Here is a 19838-nt window from a genome sequence, read left to right on the forward strand (position 1 = left end):
TTGTATACTAGTACTTTTATCGTACTTTTGCTAAGTTATTAAATCAGTTATGAAAGGACCTTTATTTTACGCAAAAATATTATTATTCGGAGAGTATGGAATTATAAAAGACTCTAAAGGCTTGGCAATTCCATTCAACTCATACAAAGGTGTTTTAAAATCAGCAAGCACATTAACTGGTGAAGCTAAAAAATCGAACACAAATTTAAATAAGTTTTATAACTATTTGCAAAATTTAAATTCAGAAATAGTTTCTTTTGATTTAGTTTCATTTAAAAATGATATTGATAAAGGGATGTATTTTGATTCATCAATACCTCAAGGATATGGTGTTGGAAGCTCAGGAGCATTAGTTGCTTCAATATATGATAAATATGCTGATAACAAAATTACTGTTTTAGAAAACCTAACACGTGATAAACTGTTAGTTTTAAAGCAAACTTTCTCATTAATGGAATCTTTTTTCCATGGAAAAAGCTCTGGATTAGACCCTTTAAACTCTTATTTAAGCTTACCTATTTTAATCAATTCAACAGAAAATATTGAACCAGCAGGTATTCCTTCTCAAAAACAAGGAAAAGGTGCTGTATTTTTATTAGATTCTGAACAAGCAGGTGAAACTGAACCAATGGTAAACATCTTTATGAATAAGATGAAAAACGAAGGTTTTAGAAAAATGTTAAGTGAAGAGTTTTCATTACATACCGATGCTTGTATTGATGATTTTTTACAAGGAAACGTAAAATCGTTATTTGGTAACGTAAAAAAATTATCAAAAGTTGTTTTAACAAATTTCAAACCTATGATTCCTTCTGCTTTTCATAAAGTTTGGGAAAAAGGTATTCAAACTAATGATTACTACTTAAAACTTTGTGGTTCTGGGGGTGGTGGGTACATTTTAGGATTTACTGAAGATTACGAAAAAGCAAAAACAAGCTTAAAAAATTATAAATTAGAATTAGTGTATCGATTTTAAGTAATGCTAATATGAGCACTTTTAATGTAAATACATTTTTAAAAAAATTATTCAGCCTATTATCAGTTGTTAGAGGCTACAATATTTTAGTATTAATAGCAGCCCAATATTTGGCTGCTATTTTTATTTTTTCTGATCAAAAATCAGTAAAACCAGTACTTTTCGATTGGCATTTATTATATTTAGTTATTGCCACAATATGTGTGGTTGCATCAGGCTATATTATCAATAATTTTTATGATAAAGATGCTGATAAAATAAATCGTCCTATAAAATCGGGCTTAGATTCTTATGTAAAGCAAGAAACTAAATTATTACTATACTTTTCATTAAATTTTATAGGCTTTTGCTTCGGAGGGTTGGTATCTTGGAGAGCAGCGTTATTTTTTGCTGTTTATATCTTCGGAATTTGGTTTTATTCTCATAAACTAAAAAAACACCCATTTATAGGCTTAATAAGCGTTACCATTTTAACAATAGTTCCTTTTTTTGTCATTTTTGTACATTATAAAAATTTTTCTAAAGTAATTTTTGTACATGCTATTTTTCTATTTCTAATTATATTGATTAGAGAATTGATTAAAAACTTAGAAAATATAAAAGGTGCTTTCATTAATAATTACAATACATTTCCTGTTAAGTATGGCGAAAAAAACACTAAAAAATTAATCATTTTATTAATGATTTTAACATTAGTTCCAATAGGGATTTTATTTAATTATCCAGCAATTGAATACATGAAATATTACTTTTATTTAGCTGCTATTGTTTTAGTTTTTACTGGTTTTTATACTTGGAAAGCTACAAAAACAAATCAATATAGAATTTTACATAACACCTTAAAAATATTGCTATTAATAGGTGTTTTTAGTTTACTTTTTATAGATAAATCTTTAATTTTAGATAAAGTAGTTATTGCTTTAGATTAAAATTACTGTACCTTTGCACTCTTTTTTAAAACACAATTATGAATTCAAAAAACTCGTCGAGAGGACGACAGGCTGACAAGAACAGCAATCCTCGTGAAAAAAAATCTTTTAGAACAGATAAATCTAATAATTCTGACCGACCTGCTAGAAAGTCATCAGAAAAACCAAGATTTGCAACTAGTGCTTCTGATAATAAAAAACAAATTAAAAGAGATTTTAAAAAATCTCAACCTAATAAAACAGCCCAAGTAAGTAATGATGAAACGGCTGGAATTCGTTTAAATAAATACATTTCTAATTCAGGAATTTGTTCTCGTAGAGAAGCTGATACTTACATAGAACACGGAAGTGTTTTTGTAAACGGTAAATTAATGACACAAATGGGCTACAAGGTACAACCTACCGATGAAGTTCGTTTTGATGGCTCTTTAATTTCTATCGAAAAAAAGCGTTACATTTTATTAAATAAGCCTAAAAACTATATTACTACCATGGAAGATGAACGTGGGCGTAAAACAGTTATGGAGCTTATTGCTAATGCTACCAAAGAACGTATTTATCCTGTTGGAAGACTAGATAGAAATACTACTGGTTTATTATTATTTACAAACGATGGTGAATTAGCTAAAAAATTAACACATCCAAAACATAACGTACGTAAATTATATCATGCTTCTTTAGATAAAAAATTATCTATATCTGATTTAGATAAATTACGTGGAGATGTTATTATTGAAGGTAAAAAAGTTTTTATTGATGCCGTTTCTTATGTAGAAGGTGAAAGAAAAACAGAAGTTGGTATTGAAATACACTCTGGAAGAAACAGAATTGTACGTAAAATATTTGAACACTTCGGATACACTGTTACAAAGCTAGACCGTGTTGTTTTTGCTGGAATGACAAAACGTAATTTACCTCGTGGTAGATGGCGTGAGTTAACTGAACAAGAAGTAAACACTTTAAAAATGTTATAAAAAACGTTTATAATAAAAATCCCGAGTTTAAGCTCGGGATTTTTTTATGACCTATATTTTACTACTTCTTATGGTCTTCTTGTATTTCTTCACTTCTATATTTACAACAAGGATGTAAGTCTTCATAAGCTGTTATTGGTGCTTTTACTGCTTTGGTATCATGACCAACATTTGCTACATTTTGTTGAATTGTTTTAACATCGGTTTTACGCTCATCAACAATTAATTTTAACTCATGTGTATTTACATTCCAATTAGCATATTTAACGCCTTTACAATTTAAAGCCGCTTTTTCAATACGATTTTTACACATTCCACAAACGCCATCAACATTTAAAGAAATCTTGGCATTTTTGTTCTTTTTTTGTGCCGATACAGACACACTCATTAATAAAACTACTAGTACTACTGCTATTTTTTTCATCTTAATCTATTTTAAATCTTAAACCTGTATAATAATTACTTCCAAATATTGGGGCGTATATAATTGTTGTATCAAAATTTGAACCAAACGGATTACTACTTCCCTGTATCGGATTTTTTTGTTTGTAGTTTGTTATATTTTCTGCACCTGCATAAATTTCAAACTTCTTAGAAAACACTTTTGTTATTTGTGCATTTAATAAATTATAACTCTTAGAATAGGCTGTTAATTGCTGTGTATTTGGTAATCGTTGCTCCCCTACCCAATTATAAGTTACATCAAATTTCCAATGAGCATTATTTTCTTTTTTCTCTGTTTCGTATGATACATTTGTAAAAAATCGATGATTAGCTTGTAAAGCTTTATTTAAATTTCCTGATTTAAAATCAGTATTTACATCATAGTATTTATACGAAAAACGAGTATTAAAATAAGGAATTATATTTTGATTTACTTCTAACTGAAAACTATTAGCAACGCTTTTTCCGTTTAAATTATAAAATGCTATTTCCTGCGGATTTTCCCAATCAACAACTACTTGATTCGTAAAATCTGTTCGATAAAAATCAAAAGTAACATCTCCTTTTTTACCAAATAATTTATATCCTTGTAAAAAAGATACACCATAATTCCACGCAACTTCAGGATTTAACCCATAAATATCACCTCCTTCATTGTCAATATTTAAACCTCTAGAGGATGCAAAAAACTGTTGATTTTCAGCAAAAATATTTGCACTTCTTTTTCCTTTTCCTACGGATGCTCTAAAAACTCCTTTTTCCCAAGCCGTATACCTGATGTGTAAACGTGGTGTTAAAAAAGTTCCTAATAAATTATGAGTATCAACTCTTAAACCAGCGGTAACGCTTAAATTTTCTGAATTATCATAAGCATATTCAAAAAAAGCACCTAAAGAATTTTCTTTTCTATCAAAATTTTGAGCATCAGAAACCTTTACAAACTCATTATAAGTATCGTATGTAAAACTAAGTCCTGTTTTAAATTTATTTCTTGTATCGCCAATAATAGAATTAAAAGTAACACTAGAAAATAAACTTTCATGTTCAATATTATAATCTCTTAATCCGAAATAAGAATCTTGTTTATGATGACTATAAGCTGTTTGAATTCCCATACTTTGAAAAGGTAAATCAGGAAAAACATACCCTAATTTAGCAGAAGCATCAAAACGTTTTGTATTGATTTCACTTCCCCAAATAGTGGTAGAACCTTTATCAAAATCAGGATTAAAAGCTAGTTGACCTAGTTGTTTATTATCATCTAAATATCTAAAATTAATAAAACTAATCCATCCTTTTTTAGCATTAATATATTCCCAACGATTCATAACATTAATCTGTTTGGCTAACGGATTATCTAAAAAACCATCTTTATTATTATCAAATTTTTGATTTCTAGAATTTCCATGGATATAAATTCCTGTTTGCCATTTATCACTTATTTTCTGATTAAAATGCGTATTAAACTCAACCCTACCTCCTGCCGAAGCATAAGCATTTGCAAAAAACCGATGATTTGTAAACGGTTTTACCAATTCTGCATTTATTTGCCCTGAAATACTTTCATATCCATTAACAACACTTCCCGCTCCTTTAGTAATTTGAATACTTTCTACCCAAGTTCCTGGTGTAAATGAAAGTCCGAATGCTTGAGATGCTCCTCGGATAGAAGGAATATTTTCTTGAGTTATTAACAAATATGGACTTGTTAAGCCCAACATTTGAATTTGCTTTGTACCTGTTAAAGCATCAGAATAATTAACATCAATTGACGGATTTGTTTCAAAACTTTCAGCTAAATTACAACATGCCGATTTTAAAAGTTCTGCACTATTAATGGTTACTAAATTTTGAGATGCTAAATACGATTTTTGAGTCGCACTTTTTTTAGATTTAACAACAACCTCATTTAAAGCATTACTTTCTTTTAAAAAATGATGAATTGGTTTTAAGCTATTTATAGTAATTGTATCGGTTTTAAAACCAACAAAACTAATCACTAGCTTTTTATATTCGGTTTTATAAGGTATTGTAAACCATCCTTTTTCATTGGTTGTTACACCTACATTTGTATCTAACCAATGAACACTAGCACCGTAAACACCTAAATTATTTTTTTGATTATTTTTATCCATAATCATACCTTTAAACTCACCTTGAGAAAAGGCAACAGAAGAAATCAGTATTAAAATACCGAGTATATATATTTTCATTATATTATATTTAAATTCAACAATAATTTGTTACGTATTATTAATACGTACCTAAAAAAATTGTAAAATCATATAATAAAAACTTCATGAAGTACCTGAATATCAAAAATTAAATCAGGCGGAGTGTAATCAGTATGTGATACATCTTGTTTTTCAAGAGCTTGAAAAAGTAATTTATAAGACGCATAAAAAGCAAGAACAAACTTTACTTTATCAAAACTTATTTTATCTAAAGAATCTTTAAATATTTCATCTTGACCTTTAATTTGTTCTACTTCATCTTTACAACATTCTTTTTTCTTAATTATAGTTTCGCAAGTATCATTATTTGAAATACTTCCGCAACTATCTGCATTACCTAAATAAGAGGTATCAACTAAAAAATCACCACAATAATGCTTTTCTACACTAAAAGATAAGGTAGAGAATAATACTAGCAAAGCTAATAATATGGTTGATATTTTAGTAAAAAAAAGTTTCATTTAGTGCAAATATACAAAAAATCATTTTTTTTATTATTTAATAATAGTTAAAGTTATTTTTGTAAGTTGTTAATTTAAATTACGAATAAGATACTAAATTTTTAATTATGAACTTACAAGATTTAAAAAATAATATAAATAATATTACAGAAAGTAATACTACAAAAGAAGAAAAATTACAGCAAATTTGTGACTACCTAGCAGCTAAAGTGTCTTACTATGACTGGGTAGGGTTTTATTTTAAAAATGGAGATAAAGACGAATTAAAATTAGCACAATTTAATGGCGAACCTACTGACCATATAATTATACCTTTTGGAAAAGGAATTTGTGGACAAGTAGCTGTTAGTAATGAGAATTTTGTTGTGCAAGATGTTACAGAGCAAGATAATTATATTTCTTGTGGATGGAAAGTAAAATCGGAAATTGTAATTCCTATTTTTGTTGATAATCAAAATATTGGTCAAATTGATATTGATTCTCACACCGCTAATATTTTTACATCAGATGATGAAGCTTTATTAGAATATATCTGTAAAAAAGTAGCTTTATTTATTTAAAATAATAAAATAATTATTGTATAACCATTAGGCTTTTAGTAGCTTTGTAAGCTTAACAAAACAACAACAATGAGCAACGAAAAAACTATCAAATCTGCACTAATTTCAGTCTTTCATAAAGACGGATTAGAACCTATAGTAAAAAAATTGAACGACTTAGGAGTAACTATTTACTCTACAGGAGGAACAGAATCTTTTATAAAAGACTTAGGTATTAATGTAGTACCTGTTGAAGAAGTAACTTCTTATCCTTCTATTTTAGGTGGACGTGTAAAAACATTACATCCAAAAGTATTTGGAGGTATTTTAAATCGTCAAGATCATGATGGTGATGTTGCTGAAATGCAAGAATACAATATTCCTCAATTAGATTTAGTAATTGTTGATTTATATCCTTTTGAAAAAACAGTAGCTTCAGGAGCTCCTGAACAAGATATTATTGAAAAAGTAGATATCGGTGGAATTTCATTAATCCGTGCTGCTGCAAAAAACTTTAAAGACACTATTATTGTTTCTTCAATGGAACAATACGGCGATTTTTTAAACACAATTACTGCAAGTAACGGAACAACTACAATTAGTGATAGAAAAAAATTAGCTGCTAAAGCTTTTAATGTTTCTTCTCATTACGATACTGCTATTTTTAACTACTTTAATGAAGATGAAGTTGTTTACAAAGCAAGTGAAACTACTTCTAAAACTTTAAGATATGGTGAAAATCCACATCAAAAAGGATATTTCTTTGGTGATTTAGACGCAATGTTTGATAAATTACACGGAAAAGAATTAAGCTACAACAATTTACTTGATGTTGATGCTGCCGTAAATTTAATGAACGAATTTAAAGGTGAAGCGCCTACTTTTGCCATTTTAAAGCATAATAATGCTTGTGGTTTTGCACAAAGAGAAAACATATATAATGCCTATGTAGATGCTTTAGCTGGTGACCCTACTTCTGCTTTTGGTGGAATTTTAATTGCTAATACAACAATAGATAAAGCTACTGCTGAAGAAATTCATAAATTATTTTGTGAAGTAGTAATTGCTCCTTCTTTTGATGATGATGCTTTAGATATTTTAAAAGGAAAAAAGAATAGAGTACTTTTAATTCAGAAAGAAGTTGCTTTACCTACACAAACTGTTAGAACAGCATTAAACGGTGTTTTAATACAAGATAAAGACAATATTACTGATAAGTTAGAACACTTAACATATCCTACCGATACAAGACCTACTACTGCTCAATTAGATGATTTATTATTTGCATCTAAATTGTGTAAAAACACCAAGTCTAATACTATTATTTTAGTAAAAAACAAGCAATTATTAGCTGGTGGAACTGGTCAAACAAGTAGAGTTGATGCCTTAACACAAGCTATTACAAAAGCAAAAACTTTTAATTTTGATTTAAATGGTGCTGTAATGGCAAGTGATGCTTTTTTCCCTTTCCCTGATTGTGTAGAAATAGCAAAAAATGCAGGAATAGAAAGTGTAATTCAGCCAGGAGGTTCTATTAAAGATCAATTAAGTATTGATTATTGTAATGAGAATAATGTTTCTATGGTTTTTACAGGAACAAGACATTTTAAACATTAATTTATATTCAATGTAAATTACCCGCAGATTTTCATTAAATTTGTAAGATTACATTAAAAATAAGTAAAAACAACGGAATTTATATGGGATTCTTCGATTTTATGACAGAAGATATTGCAGTCGATTTAGGTACTGCAAACACACTTATAATTCACAATGGAAAGGTTGTTATTGACAACCCTTCCATTGTTGCACGTAACCGATTGACTGGTAAAATTATTGCTACTGGTCATGAAGCTAGCAGAATGCAGGGGAAAACTCATGAAAATATCAAAACAATTCGTCCGTTAAAAGATGGCGTAATTGCAGATTTTCAGGCATCCGAAGAAATGATTAAAGAATTTGTAAAGCAAATTCCGGCAATCAAAAAGAAACTCTTTCCACCTTCATTACGAATGGTTATTTGTATTCCTTCAGGAATTACAGAGGTTGAAAAACGTGCTGTTATTGATTCGGGTCGCCATATGAATGCCAAGGAAATTTATTTGATTTTTGAACCAATGGCAGCAGCTATTGGTGTTGGTATTGATATTATGGAGCCTAAAGGAAACATGATTATTGATATTGGTGGAGGTACTACCGAAATTGCAGTAATCGCTCTTGCGGGTATTGTTTGCGACCAATCTGTAAAAGTTGCTGGTGATTTATTTACTAGTGATATTATGTATTATATGCGTACACAGCACAATTTATATGTAGGAGAAACGACTGCTGAAAGAATAAAAATACAAATAGGTTCTGCTACTGAAGATTTAGAAAGTCCGCCTGATGATATGATGGTACAAGGACGTGATTTATTAAGTGGAAAACCAAAACAAGTACAGGTTTCTTATAGAGAAATTGCCAAAGCTTTAGACAAATCAATATTACGTATTGAAGATGCGGTAATGGAAACCTTATCAAAAACACCACCTGAATTAGCTGCTGATATTTACAATAGCGGTATTTATTTAGCTGGTGGAGGTTCTATGCTTCGTGGCTTAGACAAGCGTTTGTCTCGTAAAACAGATTTACCTGTTTATGTTGCCGAAGACCCGTTACGTGCAGTGGTACGTGGAACAGGAATTGCCTTAAAAAACCTTGAAAAATACAAAACTGTATTAATCAAATAAATTTTGAATGATTATTTATGCAACAGCTTCTTTATTTTCTTCAGAGGTATAAAAACTTCTTGTTTTTTCTCTTTCTCGAAATTATTGCTGTTGCATTAATTATCAATAATAATTCTTTTCATAAGAGTAAATTTATCAGCTCTACAAATTTTATTACAGGTGGGTTTTATGAAAAATCAGCGAGTTTTTCTGAATATCTATATTTAAAAAGCCGTAATAAAGAGCTTTCTCTCGAAAATACTATTCTTAAAAACAAGCTAGAAGCGCTTTCTACTATTGTTGATTCCATCAATATAGATACGTTAAATTCAACGCAACAGTTTTTATATATAAATGGAAAAATAAACAACAATCCTTACAATAATATTGATAACTTTATAACCATAAACCGTGGTAGTAATCACGGTATTACCAAAGAAATGGCGGTTATAAATAGTAAAGGAATTATAGGTATTACCGACAATGTTGGTAGTAAATACTCAAGAGTTCAATCTATTTTAAACTCTAAAAGTAAAATTAACGCAGGGTTTAAAAACAATAATTATTACGGAACTTTAAAATGGAACGGTAAAGATTATAACACCGTGCAACTAACTGATGTTCCTCGACAAACTGTTCTAAATATTGGTGATACCATTGTTACAGGCGGAAAATCTACTATTTTCCCCAAAGGAATTTTAATAGGAAGTGTTAGTAAAATTCCTGAAAATTTATCGGCAGCAAACACTATTGATATTAAATTATTTAATGATATGGCTAATTTAGGGCATATTTACATTGTTACAAACCTTGATAAAGAGGCAATTAAAAGTATCGAAAACAACAATGAATAAAACCATTTACATCCTATTTTTATTTGTTTTTTTATTATTACTGCAAGTTTTAGTATTAAATAACGTGTTGTTTTTAGGCTATATAAACCCTTATTTATACATCTGTTTTGTTTTTTTCTATCCTTTAAAATCAGATCGATTTTCTTTTTTAACCTTGGCTTTTTTATTGGGTTTAGGTGTAGATACTTTTTCCAATTCAGGAGGAATACACGCGTTTTCAATTTTATTTATCGCTTATATTAGGTTGTTTTTTATCAAAAAAATATTTAAAAAAAATGAACCTGATTATTTATTATTCAGCCTAAAATTAGAAACTTTTGATAAGGTATTTAATTACACATTAATTTTAACACTTGTACATCACTTTATCTTATTTAGTTTGATTAATTTTAGTTTTTACAATATCACTAAAGTACTTTTAAACACCTTATATTCTAGTATTTTCACATTAACATTGTATTTTTTAGGTAGTTTTATCTTTAGAAAAAAATTAAAATAAAAAATACCAATCCTCCCCTATTACTCTGTTTATTGAGCAACACATAAAGCATCAGAAATGAAACGAAGTTTTTTACTCCTATTTTTAATAACACTAGTTGGAGTCATTTATATAGCAAAGCTATTTCAATTGCAAATTATTGAGGGTGCAAATATTAACCCCATACAAAGTTCTGCCGTAAAAATTGAATATGATTACCCTGAGCGTGGTTATATGTATGACCGTAACGGAAAATTATTAGTCGCAAATCAGCTATCATACGATGTAATGGTAGTTCCTAAAAATGTAACTCCTTTAGATACCTTAGAATTTTGTAATCTGTTAAAAATTGATACAAAAAGCTTTAAGAAACGCTTTAAAAAGGCTGAAAATTTTGCTCGTTGGCTACCTTCGGTTTTCTTAAAACAATTAGCTAAAGAAGATTTTGCTTATCTACAAGAAAAACTACCAAAATACAAAGGGTTTTATATCCAAAAGCGTATTATTAGAGATTACCCTGTTAAATCTGCTGCAAATATTTTAGGCTTTATTGCCGAAGTAAACGAAGAAAAAGCAAGAACAAATAACTACTATGAGCAAGGAGAGCTGATAGGAAAAATGGGGGTTGAAAAACAATACGAAAGAGTTCTTAGAGGTGTTAAAGGTAAAAAACGCTTTAAAAGAAACAACTTAAACAAAATTACAGGATCTTACAAAAACGGACTGTACGATACACTTGCCGTAACAGGTAAAGATTTAACCCTAACCATTGATAGCGAACTTCAAGCATACGGAGAACTTTTAATGACAGGAAAAAGAGGTGGTATTGTAGCCATTGAACCAAAAACTGGCGAAATTTTAGCACTTATAACCGCTCCTTCCTATGACCCTAACCTATTAGTTGGAAGAAAACGCTCTCCAAATTCTGTAAAATTATTTAATGACACTATTAATATGCCTACTTTCGATAGAGGGCTTCAAGCAATGTATCCTCCAGGATCACCCTTTAAAATACTCAACGGATTAATCGGTTTACAAGAAGAAGTTATTGATAAAGATTTTGGCGTTTATTGCCACCACGGATATAGCTACGGATCAGGAAGAAGACAGTTTATGGGCTGTCATTGTGGTATTACAGGCAGACCTATTCGTTTAAAAACAGCTATTGCAAAATCATGTAATAGTTATTTTGCTACTGTTTATAAAAAAATTATCGATAAATCGGGCAACCCAAAAACAGGAATGGATACCTGGAGTAAACACGTAGAAAGTTTTGGTTTAGGTAATTTTTTAGGATATGACCTACCTGTTGGAAGAAAAGGAACTGTTCCTGATGCCGCATTTTATAACAAATGGTATAAAAACAGGTGGAGCGCTACTTATACAATTTCAAATGCCATTGGTCAGGGAGAAATATTAACTACACCTATGCAGTTAGCTAATATGACAGCAGCAATAGCCAATAAAGGTTATTTTCATACACCTCATATTGTTAAAAAAATTGATAATGAAACCATTAAAGATACTCTTTATACTGCCAAAAGACATACCACTATAGCCCCAAAACACTTTCCAATTGCTATTCAAGCAATGCACGAAGTATTTACCAACGGAACCGCAAGAGGTAGTCAGGTAAAAGGCATTGAAATTTGTGGAAAAACAGGAACTTCCGAAAATAAAACAAAAATGGTCGATGGTAAAAAAGTACAAGCAAAAGACCATTCTATATTTATTGCGTTTGCCCCAAAAGATAATCCTAAAATTGCCATTGCTATTTTTGTTGAAAACGGAGGATACGGTTCAACAATAGCAGCACCAATAACAAGTTTATTGATTGAAAAATACCTTACAGGAAAAATTTCAAGAAAATATGTAGAAGACCGTATGATACATATGAGCCTTCAAAAAGAATATGAAAAATTAATTAAAAAAAACGATACCCTTGCGTCAGGAACGAAATAATATTTTTGAAAACATAGATTGGCTACTCATTTTACTATATCTATTACTTGTTGGCTTTGGATGGATGAATATTTACGCCTCATCATCAACAGATACTACCCGACAATTTTTTGATTTTTCAACCAAATATGGAAAACAATTTATTTTTATAGGACTCAGTATTCCACTAATAGTTTTGGTTCTCTTTTTAAATTCAAAATTTTATGAACGATTTGCAAGTGTTCTATACGTGCTTTCGTTAGTGCTATTAGCAGGAGTTTTTATCTTCGGAAAAAAAATTAATGGTGCAACTTCTTGGTATAATTTTGGTGGAATCGGTCTACAACCTTCCGAATTTTCAAAAGCATTTACAGCATTAGCACTCGCTAAATTAATTAGCGATAGAAAATATAATTTTAAACTACTTAAAAATCAATTAAAAGCTTTTGCAATTATTTTTTTACCCGCTCTGCTTATTGCCTTACAACCTGATATGGGCTCTGTTTTAATTTACTTCTCTTTCTTTTTTGTTTTAAACAGAGAAGGTTTAACATTAAATTATATTGTTTTTGGAACTATTTCAATTATTTTATTTATTCTAACAATCTATTTCGGAGCAAATTGGATTCTTTTCAGCTGTTTATTACTTATTAGCTCAGGACTTGCTCGTGGATTTTATAAAGACAAACGCTTTTTAAGATTCAATGCGCTTAAAATTATATCATTATACTTATTTACAACTTTATTTATTTACGGTATCGGTTATACCTATGAAAATGTATTAGAACCGCATCAAAAAGACCGATTTGATATTTTATTAGGAAAAACCACCGACCTTAAAAACAAAGGATATAACACCTATCAATCAAAATTAACCATTAGTTCGGGTGGTTTAGTTGGTAAAGGTTTTTTACAAGGCGACAGAACTCAAGGGAAATTTGTACCCGAACAAGAAACCGATTATATTTATAGTACTGTAGGCGAAGAATGGGGCTTTTTAGGAAGTTCGGCAGTAATTATAATATTTATGTTATTACTTTATCGAATTATTTATTTAGCCGAAAATCAAACAAATAAATTTGGACGTGTATACGGATACGGCATTGCCTCTATTCTATTTTTTCATATTGTTGTAAATATCGGAATGGTTATCGGTTTGTTACCTACTATTGGTATTCCGCTGCCCTTTTTTAGCTACGGAGGCTCATCATTATGGGGTTTTACCGTATTATTATTTATTTTTATCCGCTTAGATGCGCACAAGAAATATGATTTTTAAAATAAATGTTTTTATTCATAAAACAAAAAAACCTCCATCAAGTAAATGATGGAGGTTTTGTGGGGAGAGCAGGATTCGAACCTGCGAAGTCGTAAGACAACGGAGTTACAGTCCGTCCCAGTTGGCCGCTTTGGTATCTCCCCAAAGCTAGAAAAAAATAAAAGCTTCCCTTATAAAAACAAGGGAAGCTTTAGTGACCGGGCTGGGGCTCGAACCCAGGACCCTCTCCTTAAAAGGGAGATGCTCTACCAACTGAGCTACCAGGTCAATTATTATTTTCTCCTTAGCGGTTGCAAATATAGAACCTATTTTCGGTTTTACAAAATTTTTTAAATAAAAAAATCAATAAATTTAGCATAAAAACCTGAATAAGCTCATTATCTGGATGTTAATTATCTATTATTATTTAAGTTTCCTCTAAAAAAAATTAATTACTCAAGTAAAGAAGTAATATCATCTTGAAGATTGATTCCTTTATTTTTATTATACCAAACCTGCAAAGACTCTTTAAATTCAGCATCTAAAGCACCATGTTCAGCTTTATAATCTGCGACCATTTTAGTAGCAATACTAGGTCTTGGACCCCAAGTTCCTATTACCTCATTTTTTTTATCTAAAGCAATTAATTTAGGAATAGCCTTACCACCATTTGTTAAAAAAGCATTCATTAATACTTCGTTGTCATCTCTTAAAACAACTTTTAACTGAATATTACTATTTTCTTCAACTATTTTATTAATAACAGGTAAGTTTTGAGCAGCATCACCACACCATCCTTCTGTTAAAACCAACCAAGTTTGTGGTTCTTTTACATCCTTTAATTTAGCGATTGTTTTTTCTGATATTTTTATAGTTTTGTCTAATCGTTTCATTCGTTTATCGTTTAATAAACTAAAATTTAATAAATCGTCTGACTGGTTATTTCCTGTTGATTTTTTAGCAACTAACAACTCTTTTACAAATGTTCTATACTCTGTATATGAAATAGATTTTTCTAAACTGTTTTCTATAATTTTTTTCATTTTTATAAATAAATATGTGTAAGACAAAGATATTTCATAATGACTCTATTTAAAGTAACTAAAGTTACAATACTTTATTTTTTTATTAAAAAAGAATAATCCGTATAACCTCTTGCAGTACCTCCTCCAAATAAAGTATGATTGTCGCTAATTTGATTCATTTTTGTATTTAGTTTTACACGTTTTGGATAATCAGGGTTGGTTAAGAACTTACGTCCAAAACCAACTAAATCTACTAAATTACTACCTAATAACTCATCGGCTTCCTTTGGTGTTTTATTCCCTGTTGCTATTATTGTTCTACTAAATACTTTTCTTAGTTGAATCCTAAAATCAGTTGGAATTTCAGGGGCATCATCCCAATCAGCTTCACACAAATGGATATAAGTAACGCCTAGTTTTTCTAACTTTTTAGAAGCTAGCATAATTGTATCTAAAATTTCAGGATCATTCATATCTTTAAAACTGATAAATGGTGACAAACGAACCCCTGTTTTTTTAGTTCCGATTTCATTAACTACTGCTTGAGTAATTTCAGTTAATATTCGAATTCTATTTTCCTTGGTTCCTCCATACTCATCTTTTCTTATATTTGAGTTGCTTCTTAAAAATTGGTCTATTAAGTAACCATTTGCACCGTGAATTTCTACACCATCAAAGCCTGCTTCAATTGCATTTTTTGCAGCGATTCTAAACTCTTCAATAACTTGATTAATGTCGTTTTTTGTCATTTCTTTTGGCTCTTCTACAGGTACAAAAGTTGCATCTCCATTTGGTACCCCATCAAAAATATATACAGATGTTTCTTTTGCTATTTTTGCTGATGGTGCTAAGGGTTGTAAACCGTTTACTTGTGAACTTGAAACACGACCAACGTGCCATAGTTGTAAGAATATTTTACTTCCTTTTTTATGAACTTCATCAGTTACTAGCTTCCAGCCTTCAATTTGTTCTTGCGTATAAATGCCAGGTGTTTTAGCATATCCTTTTCCTTGTAAAGAAATTTGGGTTGCTTCTGTTATAATAATTCCTGCAGATGCTCTTTGTCCATAATATTCTGCCATTAAAGCATTAGGAACGTCATTTGGTTGTGTGGCTCTTGAGCGTGTCATAGGTGCCATTAGAAAACGGTTTTCTAATGAAATTCCGTTCATATTATAGGGTGTAAATAGTGTGTTTTTCATAATTGTATTATTTTATTTGTTTAAATAGATTGTTAATTTCTCGCGACTAAATAGGGTTGTAAAGCCTGCAAATATTCCAATTAATAATGGAATGAATAATTCGGGTATTATGCTCTTTAATGAAACTCCTGAAGCAAAAAACAGTACTGTTCCCAAAAATGTTGCAGGTACAAATTCCCCCCAATCTTCAATGATTTCTAAGAAAATTAAAATAGTTGCTATCCAAAAAACAATAAATGCGGTAACATATAATTCAGAATTTTCAGGTGCTATAGTATTTAAATGGGTAATAGCATAAGTACCTATTAATGCAATAAAAATTCCTATAAAAAATGCCAATAGCATTTTAAATGATTTTTTCATATTGCAAGCATGTAAAAAATAGTTTGCCCATCCGAAAAAAACTACCCAAGCTTTTACTGCCAACCATCCTGAAACTAGTATTACAAAGGCAGCAATAAGGCCAACTAAAAGGGAATGTATAAGTGCGTTTTTATATTTCATTTTATTTAAATTCTACTGTTGTAAATATCAATGTGGTATTTCCAATATTTTCTAAATTATGAATGAAGAAATTTTCTTCATCCAAATCATTAAAATATTTGATATCATTTTTTTCGTATTTGGTTTCGATTACTGTTCCATCAGTATAAAATGAACGTGATTTTCCCTCACTTTTAATAGTATAGAAATACGATTTATTGTGCTTATGAAACGGTAATGATTGACCTATTGGTAAATGAATACTCCAAACTTTAAATTCGCCTGTTTCTAGTAATAAGTGCTCACCTACAACTGTATTATTACTACCATTTTGCATAGCATTTTTTAATGCTACTGTCCAAGGGAAACTCCAATCTCCTTTTTTATTGATTGTTTTAATTTTCATTATTATTTCTGATTAAATTATCAATTGACCAACAATTTTTTTCTGTATTAGAGATTAAAAAATAAAAGAATAAGCCATAAATCATTTGTATACCAGCCCAATCCCAATTTTCAATTAATGTTGAACCAAATAAGAGGAAAATAATTACTATTGCTCCTGTAATACTTGCACGATAGGTGAATAATCCCAAAATTAATAATAACCCAATTCCAAATTCTGCAAAGGGTAACACAGTTCCCCAAATAGAGACAGTAAAAGATGGTATTAAGCTGTCTTGAAAAGTTGTTACCATCCAATCTCTAAATCCGTTTAATTTTGAGAAACGAACTAATCCATGTCCTAAAAAATTAATACCCATTATTATTCGTAAAAGAGCAAATGCTGTTTGTTGTGGTGTTGTTTTACTCATGAATTTATTTTTTAAAGTGATATTTTACCAGTTTATTATTTAGCATTAAAGGGATGAAGACCGATTTTGTGTTTTTATCAAAATAAATATCAGCAGTTCCTTTAGGTAAATTTAGTACCTCGGTTGTAGTACCTGTTTTGTTTGTATAGTATAATAATTTACCTGCTAACCAATCGGACAATAAGAAACCGTGAAGCGTTTCGCTTAAACCATCTAAATTTCCAATAGGTTTGGTTATTTTTTCTATGGTTTTAGTTTTGAAATCAACTTTTTGTAACGTACCTACTATTTTGGTTTCGTAGGTTTTAGGGTTAATCTCTTTTCCCCAACTTGCTACAAATAACTGATTTTTTGAAATATAAAGCCCGTTTGGCATATTTAGATTTTCATCTTTTAGCCATAATTCAATTTTTCTTTTTCCTTTTTTTGGTAATTTATAAATTCCACTAAAGCCAAAAGTATTACTGGCATATACATTTCCTTTTTTATCTACAGCAATGTCATTTAAAAAAGTAGCATCTTTTGCTTTAAAGGTTAAAACACGTTGAGTTTTTATATCTATTTCTATAATTTTATCAATGTCTGTAACATATAATTTATCATTATAAATAACTAATCCTTTTGGTGCGTTTAATCCTGTTATCCACTTTTGTTGAATTATTTTTCCATCTAAACCTACTTTAGAAATATAACCATTCCCATTTTTTTCGGTAGGATTCCCATTTATATTAGAGACATATAAAGCATTGTTTTTTGTGTCTAAAACAACACTTTCAGGATTTTTAAAGCCTAAAACTTCCCAATCTTTTTCTAGTTTAAAAGGTAATTTGGTATTCACAATTGTTGTGTTATACTCAATTTCTGAATTATCAATTGGTGTATTTGGATCATCTTTAATCATATTTGCAATTTCATCTTTTCTCATAAAAACAACTCTTTTGTGTTGTTTTGCGTACTGTATAAATTTATCGACAACCTGAACTATCGCAGGACCACCACCAATACGATCATGTAAACTTATACTCATCATTCTTCTTTTTGTTGCTCCTTCAGCATATAATTGGTCAAATTCGAACTTTAATTGGGCTAAAAATTGATCTGGACTCCAATTTTTACCAGCTATATTTACAATGTCATTATTACGTAATGTATATGGCATTACTACAAAGTTTTTACCTCTTACTTTGGTTACAAAAGGTTCGTCTCTACTTAAATCATCAATGTGGTATAAAAAACCAAGTTCTTGCAACACTTTTAAAGTGTTTGGGCTTCTACGTAACCAATTGGAATTATAACCAACGCCTCTTTGTCCTGTAATGGTTTTTACAGTATCAATTCCTTTTTTTACAAATGCCAATTCGTTATCATAAGATAAGTTCCATTGATCTCTCCAAGCAATTCCATGCGCAGCAATTTCGTGTCCACCATTTACAATAGCTTTGGCAACTTTTGGGTATTTTATGGCGGCTTCTCCAACTACATGAGAGGTTACATGAATCTTGTGTTTCTTCCAAAGGTTTAACATTCTATAAATTCCTTCTTTTGCTCCATAACGAAACCAACTTTCGGCTGGTAAATCGGGTTGTCCTTTAGGTAAAGGGTTTCCTGAAAACGGACTTTCTGCTCCTTCTGGTTGTCCACCTGTTTCAAATTGCATTGAAAAAGAGATAACCAATTGCGCATCATTTGGCCAATAACTTTTTGTGTCGTTTTTTTGTGCTACAACTATAATTGTTGAAGCGAATAGTAGAATTGTTAAAAGAACTACATCCTTCATATGTATTTTATTTAAAAGTTATTATTTCGTTTAAATTTCTACGTGTTTTTGGTCTTGGCTTATTTACGCTATAGCCAAATGCTACCATATACGATAAACCATATTTTTTTGTATTAATACCTAATTCATTTTTTAAAATTGTTGTTATTTCTTTTCGCTTAAACCCTTCAATGGGGCAAGAGTCAATACCAATCATTGCTGCACTTGTCATCATATTAGCTAATGGTATGTAGCTTTGTTTTGAAGCCCAATCAAAAAGCTTTCTATCGTCGGTTAAATCAAAATCAGATTTTTGAAATGTCTCGTACATTTTTCCTTTATTGTTAACAACATCTTCAGGTAGCTCTTGTACGTTTTTCATAAAGTCTTTAATGTAAGCACTGTTGTATTTAGTCATTTCACTTTTCATTGTTAAACCAAGTATAAAGTGACTTGCTGTATCTAGTTTTGCTGTTGCTCCCCAAGCGCTGTCTTTTAATTTTTTGCGTAAACCTTTATTTTGAACAAGTACAAAGTGCCAAGGTTCAAAGCCAAAAGAACTTGGAGAAAGTCTTGCGGTTTGTAAAATGAAGTTGATATCTTCATCAGATATTTTTTTTTCGGTATCGAATAATTTACAAGCGTGTCTATTATTATATGCGTCCAATATTTTTTGTTTGTCTATCATTTTAGTACTGCTTTTTAATACTACAAAATTAGAACATGTAATACGTATTTTTAATGTATAAATACATTGTATA

General features: G+C 30.0%; 20 protein-coding genes and 2 tRNA genes. 10 read left to right on the forward strand and 12 right to left on the reverse strand.

The genetic code is table 11. From position 1 onward, the window contains the following. The first annotated feature begins 49 nt into the window (after positions 1-49). From ABNT14_RS10480 to ABNT14_RS10490, 3 genes are read left to right on the forward strand one after another with little or no spacing between them, the layout of a single operon-like run. Positions 50-976 carry a mevalonate kinase family protein gene (locus tag ABNT14_RS10480; RefSeq protein ID WP_101903161.1) on the forward strand — a complete coding sequence of 309 codons (927 nt, stop codon included), beginning with the start codon at positions 50-52 and terminating at the stop codon, positions 974-976. An 11-nt stretch (positions 977-987) separates the two neighbouring features. After that, positions 988-1905 (forward strand): geranylgeranylglycerol-phosphate geranylgeranyltransferase, encoded by a 918-nt coding sequence (locus ABNT14_RS10485; RefSeq protein ID WP_101903162.1) that lies wholly within the window; start codon positions 988-990, stop codon positions 1903-1905. A 38-nt stretch (positions 1906-1943) separates the two neighbouring features. Beyond that, a complete protein-coding gene (locus tag ABNT14_RS10490; protein WP_180947659.1) occupies positions 1944-2879 on the forward strand; it encodes a pseudouridine synthase in 936 nt (311 codons plus the stop codon). A 61-nt stretch (positions 2880-2940) separates the two neighbouring features. Here the strand turns inward: ABNT14_RS10490 and ABNT14_RS10495 are convergent, their stop codons facing one another. The 3 genes from ABNT14_RS10495 to ABNT14_RS10505 form a co-directional block, all read right to left on the reverse strand. Further along, positions 2941-3303 (reverse strand): heavy-metal-associated domain-containing protein, encoded by a 363-nt coding sequence (locus ABNT14_RS10495; RefSeq protein WP_101903164.1) that lies wholly within the window; start codon positions 3301-3303, stop codon positions 2941-2943. Position 3304: 1 nt separating this feature from the next. Then, positions 3305-5536, reverse strand: coding sequence for a TonB-dependent receptor (locus ABNT14_RS10500; RefSeq protein WP_101903165.1), 2232 nt, complete (start codon positions 5534-5536; stop codon positions 3305-3307). Positions 5537-5604: 68 nt separating this feature from the next. Further along, positions 5605-6018, reverse strand: a complete 414-nt coding sequence (locus ABNT14_RS10505; RefSeq protein ID WP_101903167.1) for an HYC_CC_PP family protein — start codon at positions 6016-6018, stop codon at positions 5605-5607. A 107-nt stretch (positions 6019-6125) separates the two neighbouring features. Here ABNT14_RS10505 and ABNT14_RS10510 point away from each other — a divergent pair, with 107 nt between their 5' ends. From ABNT14_RS10510 to rodA, 7 genes are all read left to right on the forward strand, one after another. Then, the gene (locus ABNT14_RS10510; RefSeq protein ID WP_101903168.1) at positions 6126-6578 is read left to right on the forward strand and encodes a GAF domain-containing protein; all 453 of its coding nucleotides are present in this window, start codon (positions 6126-6128) and stop codon (positions 6576-6578) included. Between the two features lie 69 nt (positions 6579-6647). Beyond that, positions 6648-8174: a bifunctional phosphoribosylaminoimidazolecarboxamide formyltransferase/IMP cyclohydrolase gene (purH, locus tag ABNT14_RS10515; protein WP_101903169.1), complete on the forward strand. Its 1527-nt coding sequence runs from the start codon at positions 6648-6650 to the stop codon at positions 8172-8174. 83 nt (positions 8175-8257) lie between these two features. Further along, positions 8258-9286 (forward strand): rod shape-determining protein, encoded by a 1029-nt coding sequence (locus ABNT14_RS10520; protein WP_058885847.1) that lies wholly within the window; start codon positions 8258-8260, stop codon positions 9284-9286. A 17-nt stretch (positions 9287-9303) separates the two neighbouring features. After that, positions 9304-10119, forward strand: coding sequence for a rod shape-determining protein MreC (gene mreC / locus ABNT14_RS10525; protein ID WP_101903170.1), 816 nt, complete (start codon positions 9304-9306; stop codon positions 10117-10119). Continuing rightward, a complete protein-coding gene (gene mreD / locus ABNT14_RS10530) occupies positions 10112-10618 on the forward strand; it encodes a rod shape-determining protein MreD (protein WP_101903171.1) in 507 nt (168 codons plus the stop codon). The genes mreC and mreD overlap by 8 nt, the downstream gene beginning before the upstream one ends. Positions 10619-10675: 57 nt before the next feature. Then, positions 10676-12559, forward strand: a complete 1884-nt coding sequence (mrdA, locus tag ABNT14_RS10535; RefSeq protein ID WP_101903172.1) for a penicillin-binding protein 2 — start codon at positions 10676-10678, stop codon at positions 12557-12559. Further along, the gene (rodA, locus tag ABNT14_RS10540; RefSeq protein ID WP_101903173.1) at positions 12540-13817 is read left to right on the forward strand and encodes a rod shape-determining protein RodA; all 1278 of its coding nucleotides are present in this window, start codon (positions 12540-12542) and stop codon (positions 13815-13817) included. Before mrdA ends, rodA begins: the two co-directional genes overlap by 20 nt. Before the next feature lie 60 nt (positions 13818-13877). On the opposite strand, the gene ABNT14_RS10545 is transcribed toward rodA, so the two are convergent. From ABNT14_RS10545 to ABNT14_RS10585, 9 genes are all read right to left on the reverse strand, one after another. Then, positions 13878-13960 (reverse strand) — tRNA-Tyr (locus ABNT14_RS10545). 51 nt (positions 13961-14011) lie between these two features. After that, positions 14012-14084 (reverse strand) — tRNA-Lys (locus tag ABNT14_RS10550). Between the two features lie 164 nt (positions 14085-14248). Then, positions 14249-14839: a thioredoxin family protein gene (locus ABNT14_RS10555; protein ID WP_101903174.1), complete on the reverse strand. Its 591-nt coding sequence runs from the start codon at positions 14837-14839 to the stop codon at positions 14249-14251. A gap of 74 nt (positions 14840-14913) precedes the next feature. After that, the gene (locus tag ABNT14_RS10560) at positions 14914-16023 is read right to left on the reverse strand and encodes an alkene reductase (protein ID WP_101903175.1); all 1110 of its coding nucleotides are present in this window, start codon (positions 16021-16023) and stop codon (positions 14914-14916) included. Positions 16024-16035: 12 nt separating this feature from the next. Beyond that, entirely contained in the window at positions 16036-16527 is a 492-nt protein-coding gene (locus ABNT14_RS10565; RefSeq protein ID WP_101903176.1) for a DUF1097 domain-containing protein, read from the reverse strand. 1 nt (position 16528) lies between these two features. Beyond that, complete coding sequence (locus ABNT14_RS10570) at positions 16529-16912, reverse strand: cupin domain-containing protein (RefSeq protein WP_101903177.1); 384 nt, start codon at positions 16910-16912, stop codon at positions 16529-16531. Then, the gene (locus ABNT14_RS10575) at positions 16902-17321 is read right to left on the reverse strand and encodes a DoxX family membrane protein (protein ID WP_101903178.1); all 420 of its coding nucleotides are present in this window, start codon (positions 17319-17321) and stop codon (positions 16902-16904) included. The genes ABNT14_RS10570 and ABNT14_RS10575 overlap by 11 nt, the downstream gene beginning before the upstream one ends. A gap of 4 nt (positions 17322-17325) precedes the next feature. Continuing rightward, entirely contained in the window at positions 17326-19098 is a 1773-nt protein-coding gene (locus ABNT14_RS10580; protein WP_234985000.1) for a polysaccharide deacetylase family protein, read from the reverse strand. 7 nt (positions 19099-19105) lie between these two features. Continuing rightward, positions 19106-19765 carry an NAD(P)H-dependent oxidoreductase gene (locus ABNT14_RS10585; protein WP_101903179.1) on the reverse strand — a complete coding sequence of 220 codons (660 nt, stop codon included), beginning with the start codon at positions 19763-19765 and terminating at the stop codon, positions 19106-19108. Positions 19766-19838: the final 73 nt, after the last annotated feature.

The organism is Tenacibaculum dicentrarchi, from assembly GCF_964036635.1.
Taxonomy (GTDB): Bacteria; Bacteroidota; Bacteroidia; order Flavobacteriales; family Flavobacteriaceae; genus Polaribacter; species Polaribacter dicentrarchi.

Coding starts and splice junctions, on each gene's coding strand:
- ABNT14_RS10565 (WP_101903176.1), bottom strand. CDS start 16,527: ATGAAATATAAAAACGCACTTATACATTCCCTTTTAGTTGGCCTTATT.
- mreD (WP_101903171.1), top strand. CDS start 10,112: ATGAATAAAACCATTTACATCCTATTTTTATTTGTTTTTTTATTATTA.
- ABNT14_RS10570 (WP_101903177.1), bottom strand. CDS start 16,912: ATGAAAATTAAAACAATCAATAAAAAAGGAGATTGGAGTTTCCCTTGG.
- ABNT14_RS10575 (WP_101903178.1), bottom strand. CDS start 17,321: ATGAGTAAAACAACACCACAACAAACAGCATTTGCTCTTTTACGAATA.
- mrdA (WP_101903172.1), top strand. CDS start 10,676: ATGAAACGAAGTTTTTTACTCCTATTTTTAATAACACTAGTTGGAGTC.
- ABNT14_RS10485 (WP_101903162.1), top strand. CDS start 988: ATGAGCACTTTTAATGTAAATACATTTTTAAAAAAATTATTCAGCCTA.
- ABNT14_RS10505 (WP_101903167.1), bottom strand. CDS start 6,018: ATGAAACTTTTTTTTACTAAAATATCAACCATATTATTAGCTTTGCTA.
- ABNT14_RS10585 (WP_101903179.1), bottom strand. CDS start 19,765: ATGATAGACAAACAAAAAATATTGGACGCATATAATAATAGACACGCT.
- ABNT14_RS10520 (WP_058885847.1), top strand. CDS start 8,258: ATGGGATTCTTCGATTTTATGACAGAAGATATTGCAGTCGATTTAGGT.
- ABNT14_RS10480 (WP_101903161.1), top strand. CDS start 50: ATGAAAGGACCTTTATTTTACGCAAAAATATTATTATTCGGAGAGTAT.
- ABNT14_RS10560 (WP_101903175.1), bottom strand. CDS start 16,023: ATGAAAAACACACTATTTACACCCTATAATATGAACGGAATTTCATTA.
- ABNT14_RS10580 (WP_234985000.1), bottom strand. CDS start 19,098: ATGAAGGATGTAGTTCTTTTAACAATTCTACTATTCGCTTCAACAATT.
- purH (WP_101903169.1), top strand. CDS start 6,648: ATGAGCAACGAAAAAACTATCAAATCTGCACTAATTTCAGTCTTTCAT.
- ABNT14_RS10500 (WP_101903165.1), bottom strand. CDS start 5,536: ATGAAAATATATATACTCGGTATTTTAATACTGATTTCTTCTGTTGCC.
- ABNT14_RS10490 (WP_180947659.1), top strand. CDS start 1,944: ATGAATTCAAAAAACTCGTCGAGAGGACGACAGGCTGACAAGAACAGC.
- ABNT14_RS10510 (WP_101903168.1), top strand. CDS start 6,126: ATGAACTTACAAGATTTAAAAAATAATATAAATAATATTACAGAAAGT.
- mreC (WP_101903170.1), top strand. CDS start 9,304: ATGCAACAGCTTCTTTATTTTCTTCAGAGGTATAAAAACTTCTTGTTT.
- ABNT14_RS10555 (WP_101903174.1), bottom strand. CDS start 14,839: ATGAAAAAAATTATAGAAAACAGTTTAGAAAAATCTATTTCATATACA.
- ABNT14_RS10495 (WP_101903164.1), bottom strand. CDS start 3,303: ATGAAAAAAATAGCAGTAGTACTAGTAGTTTTATTAATGAGTGTGTCT.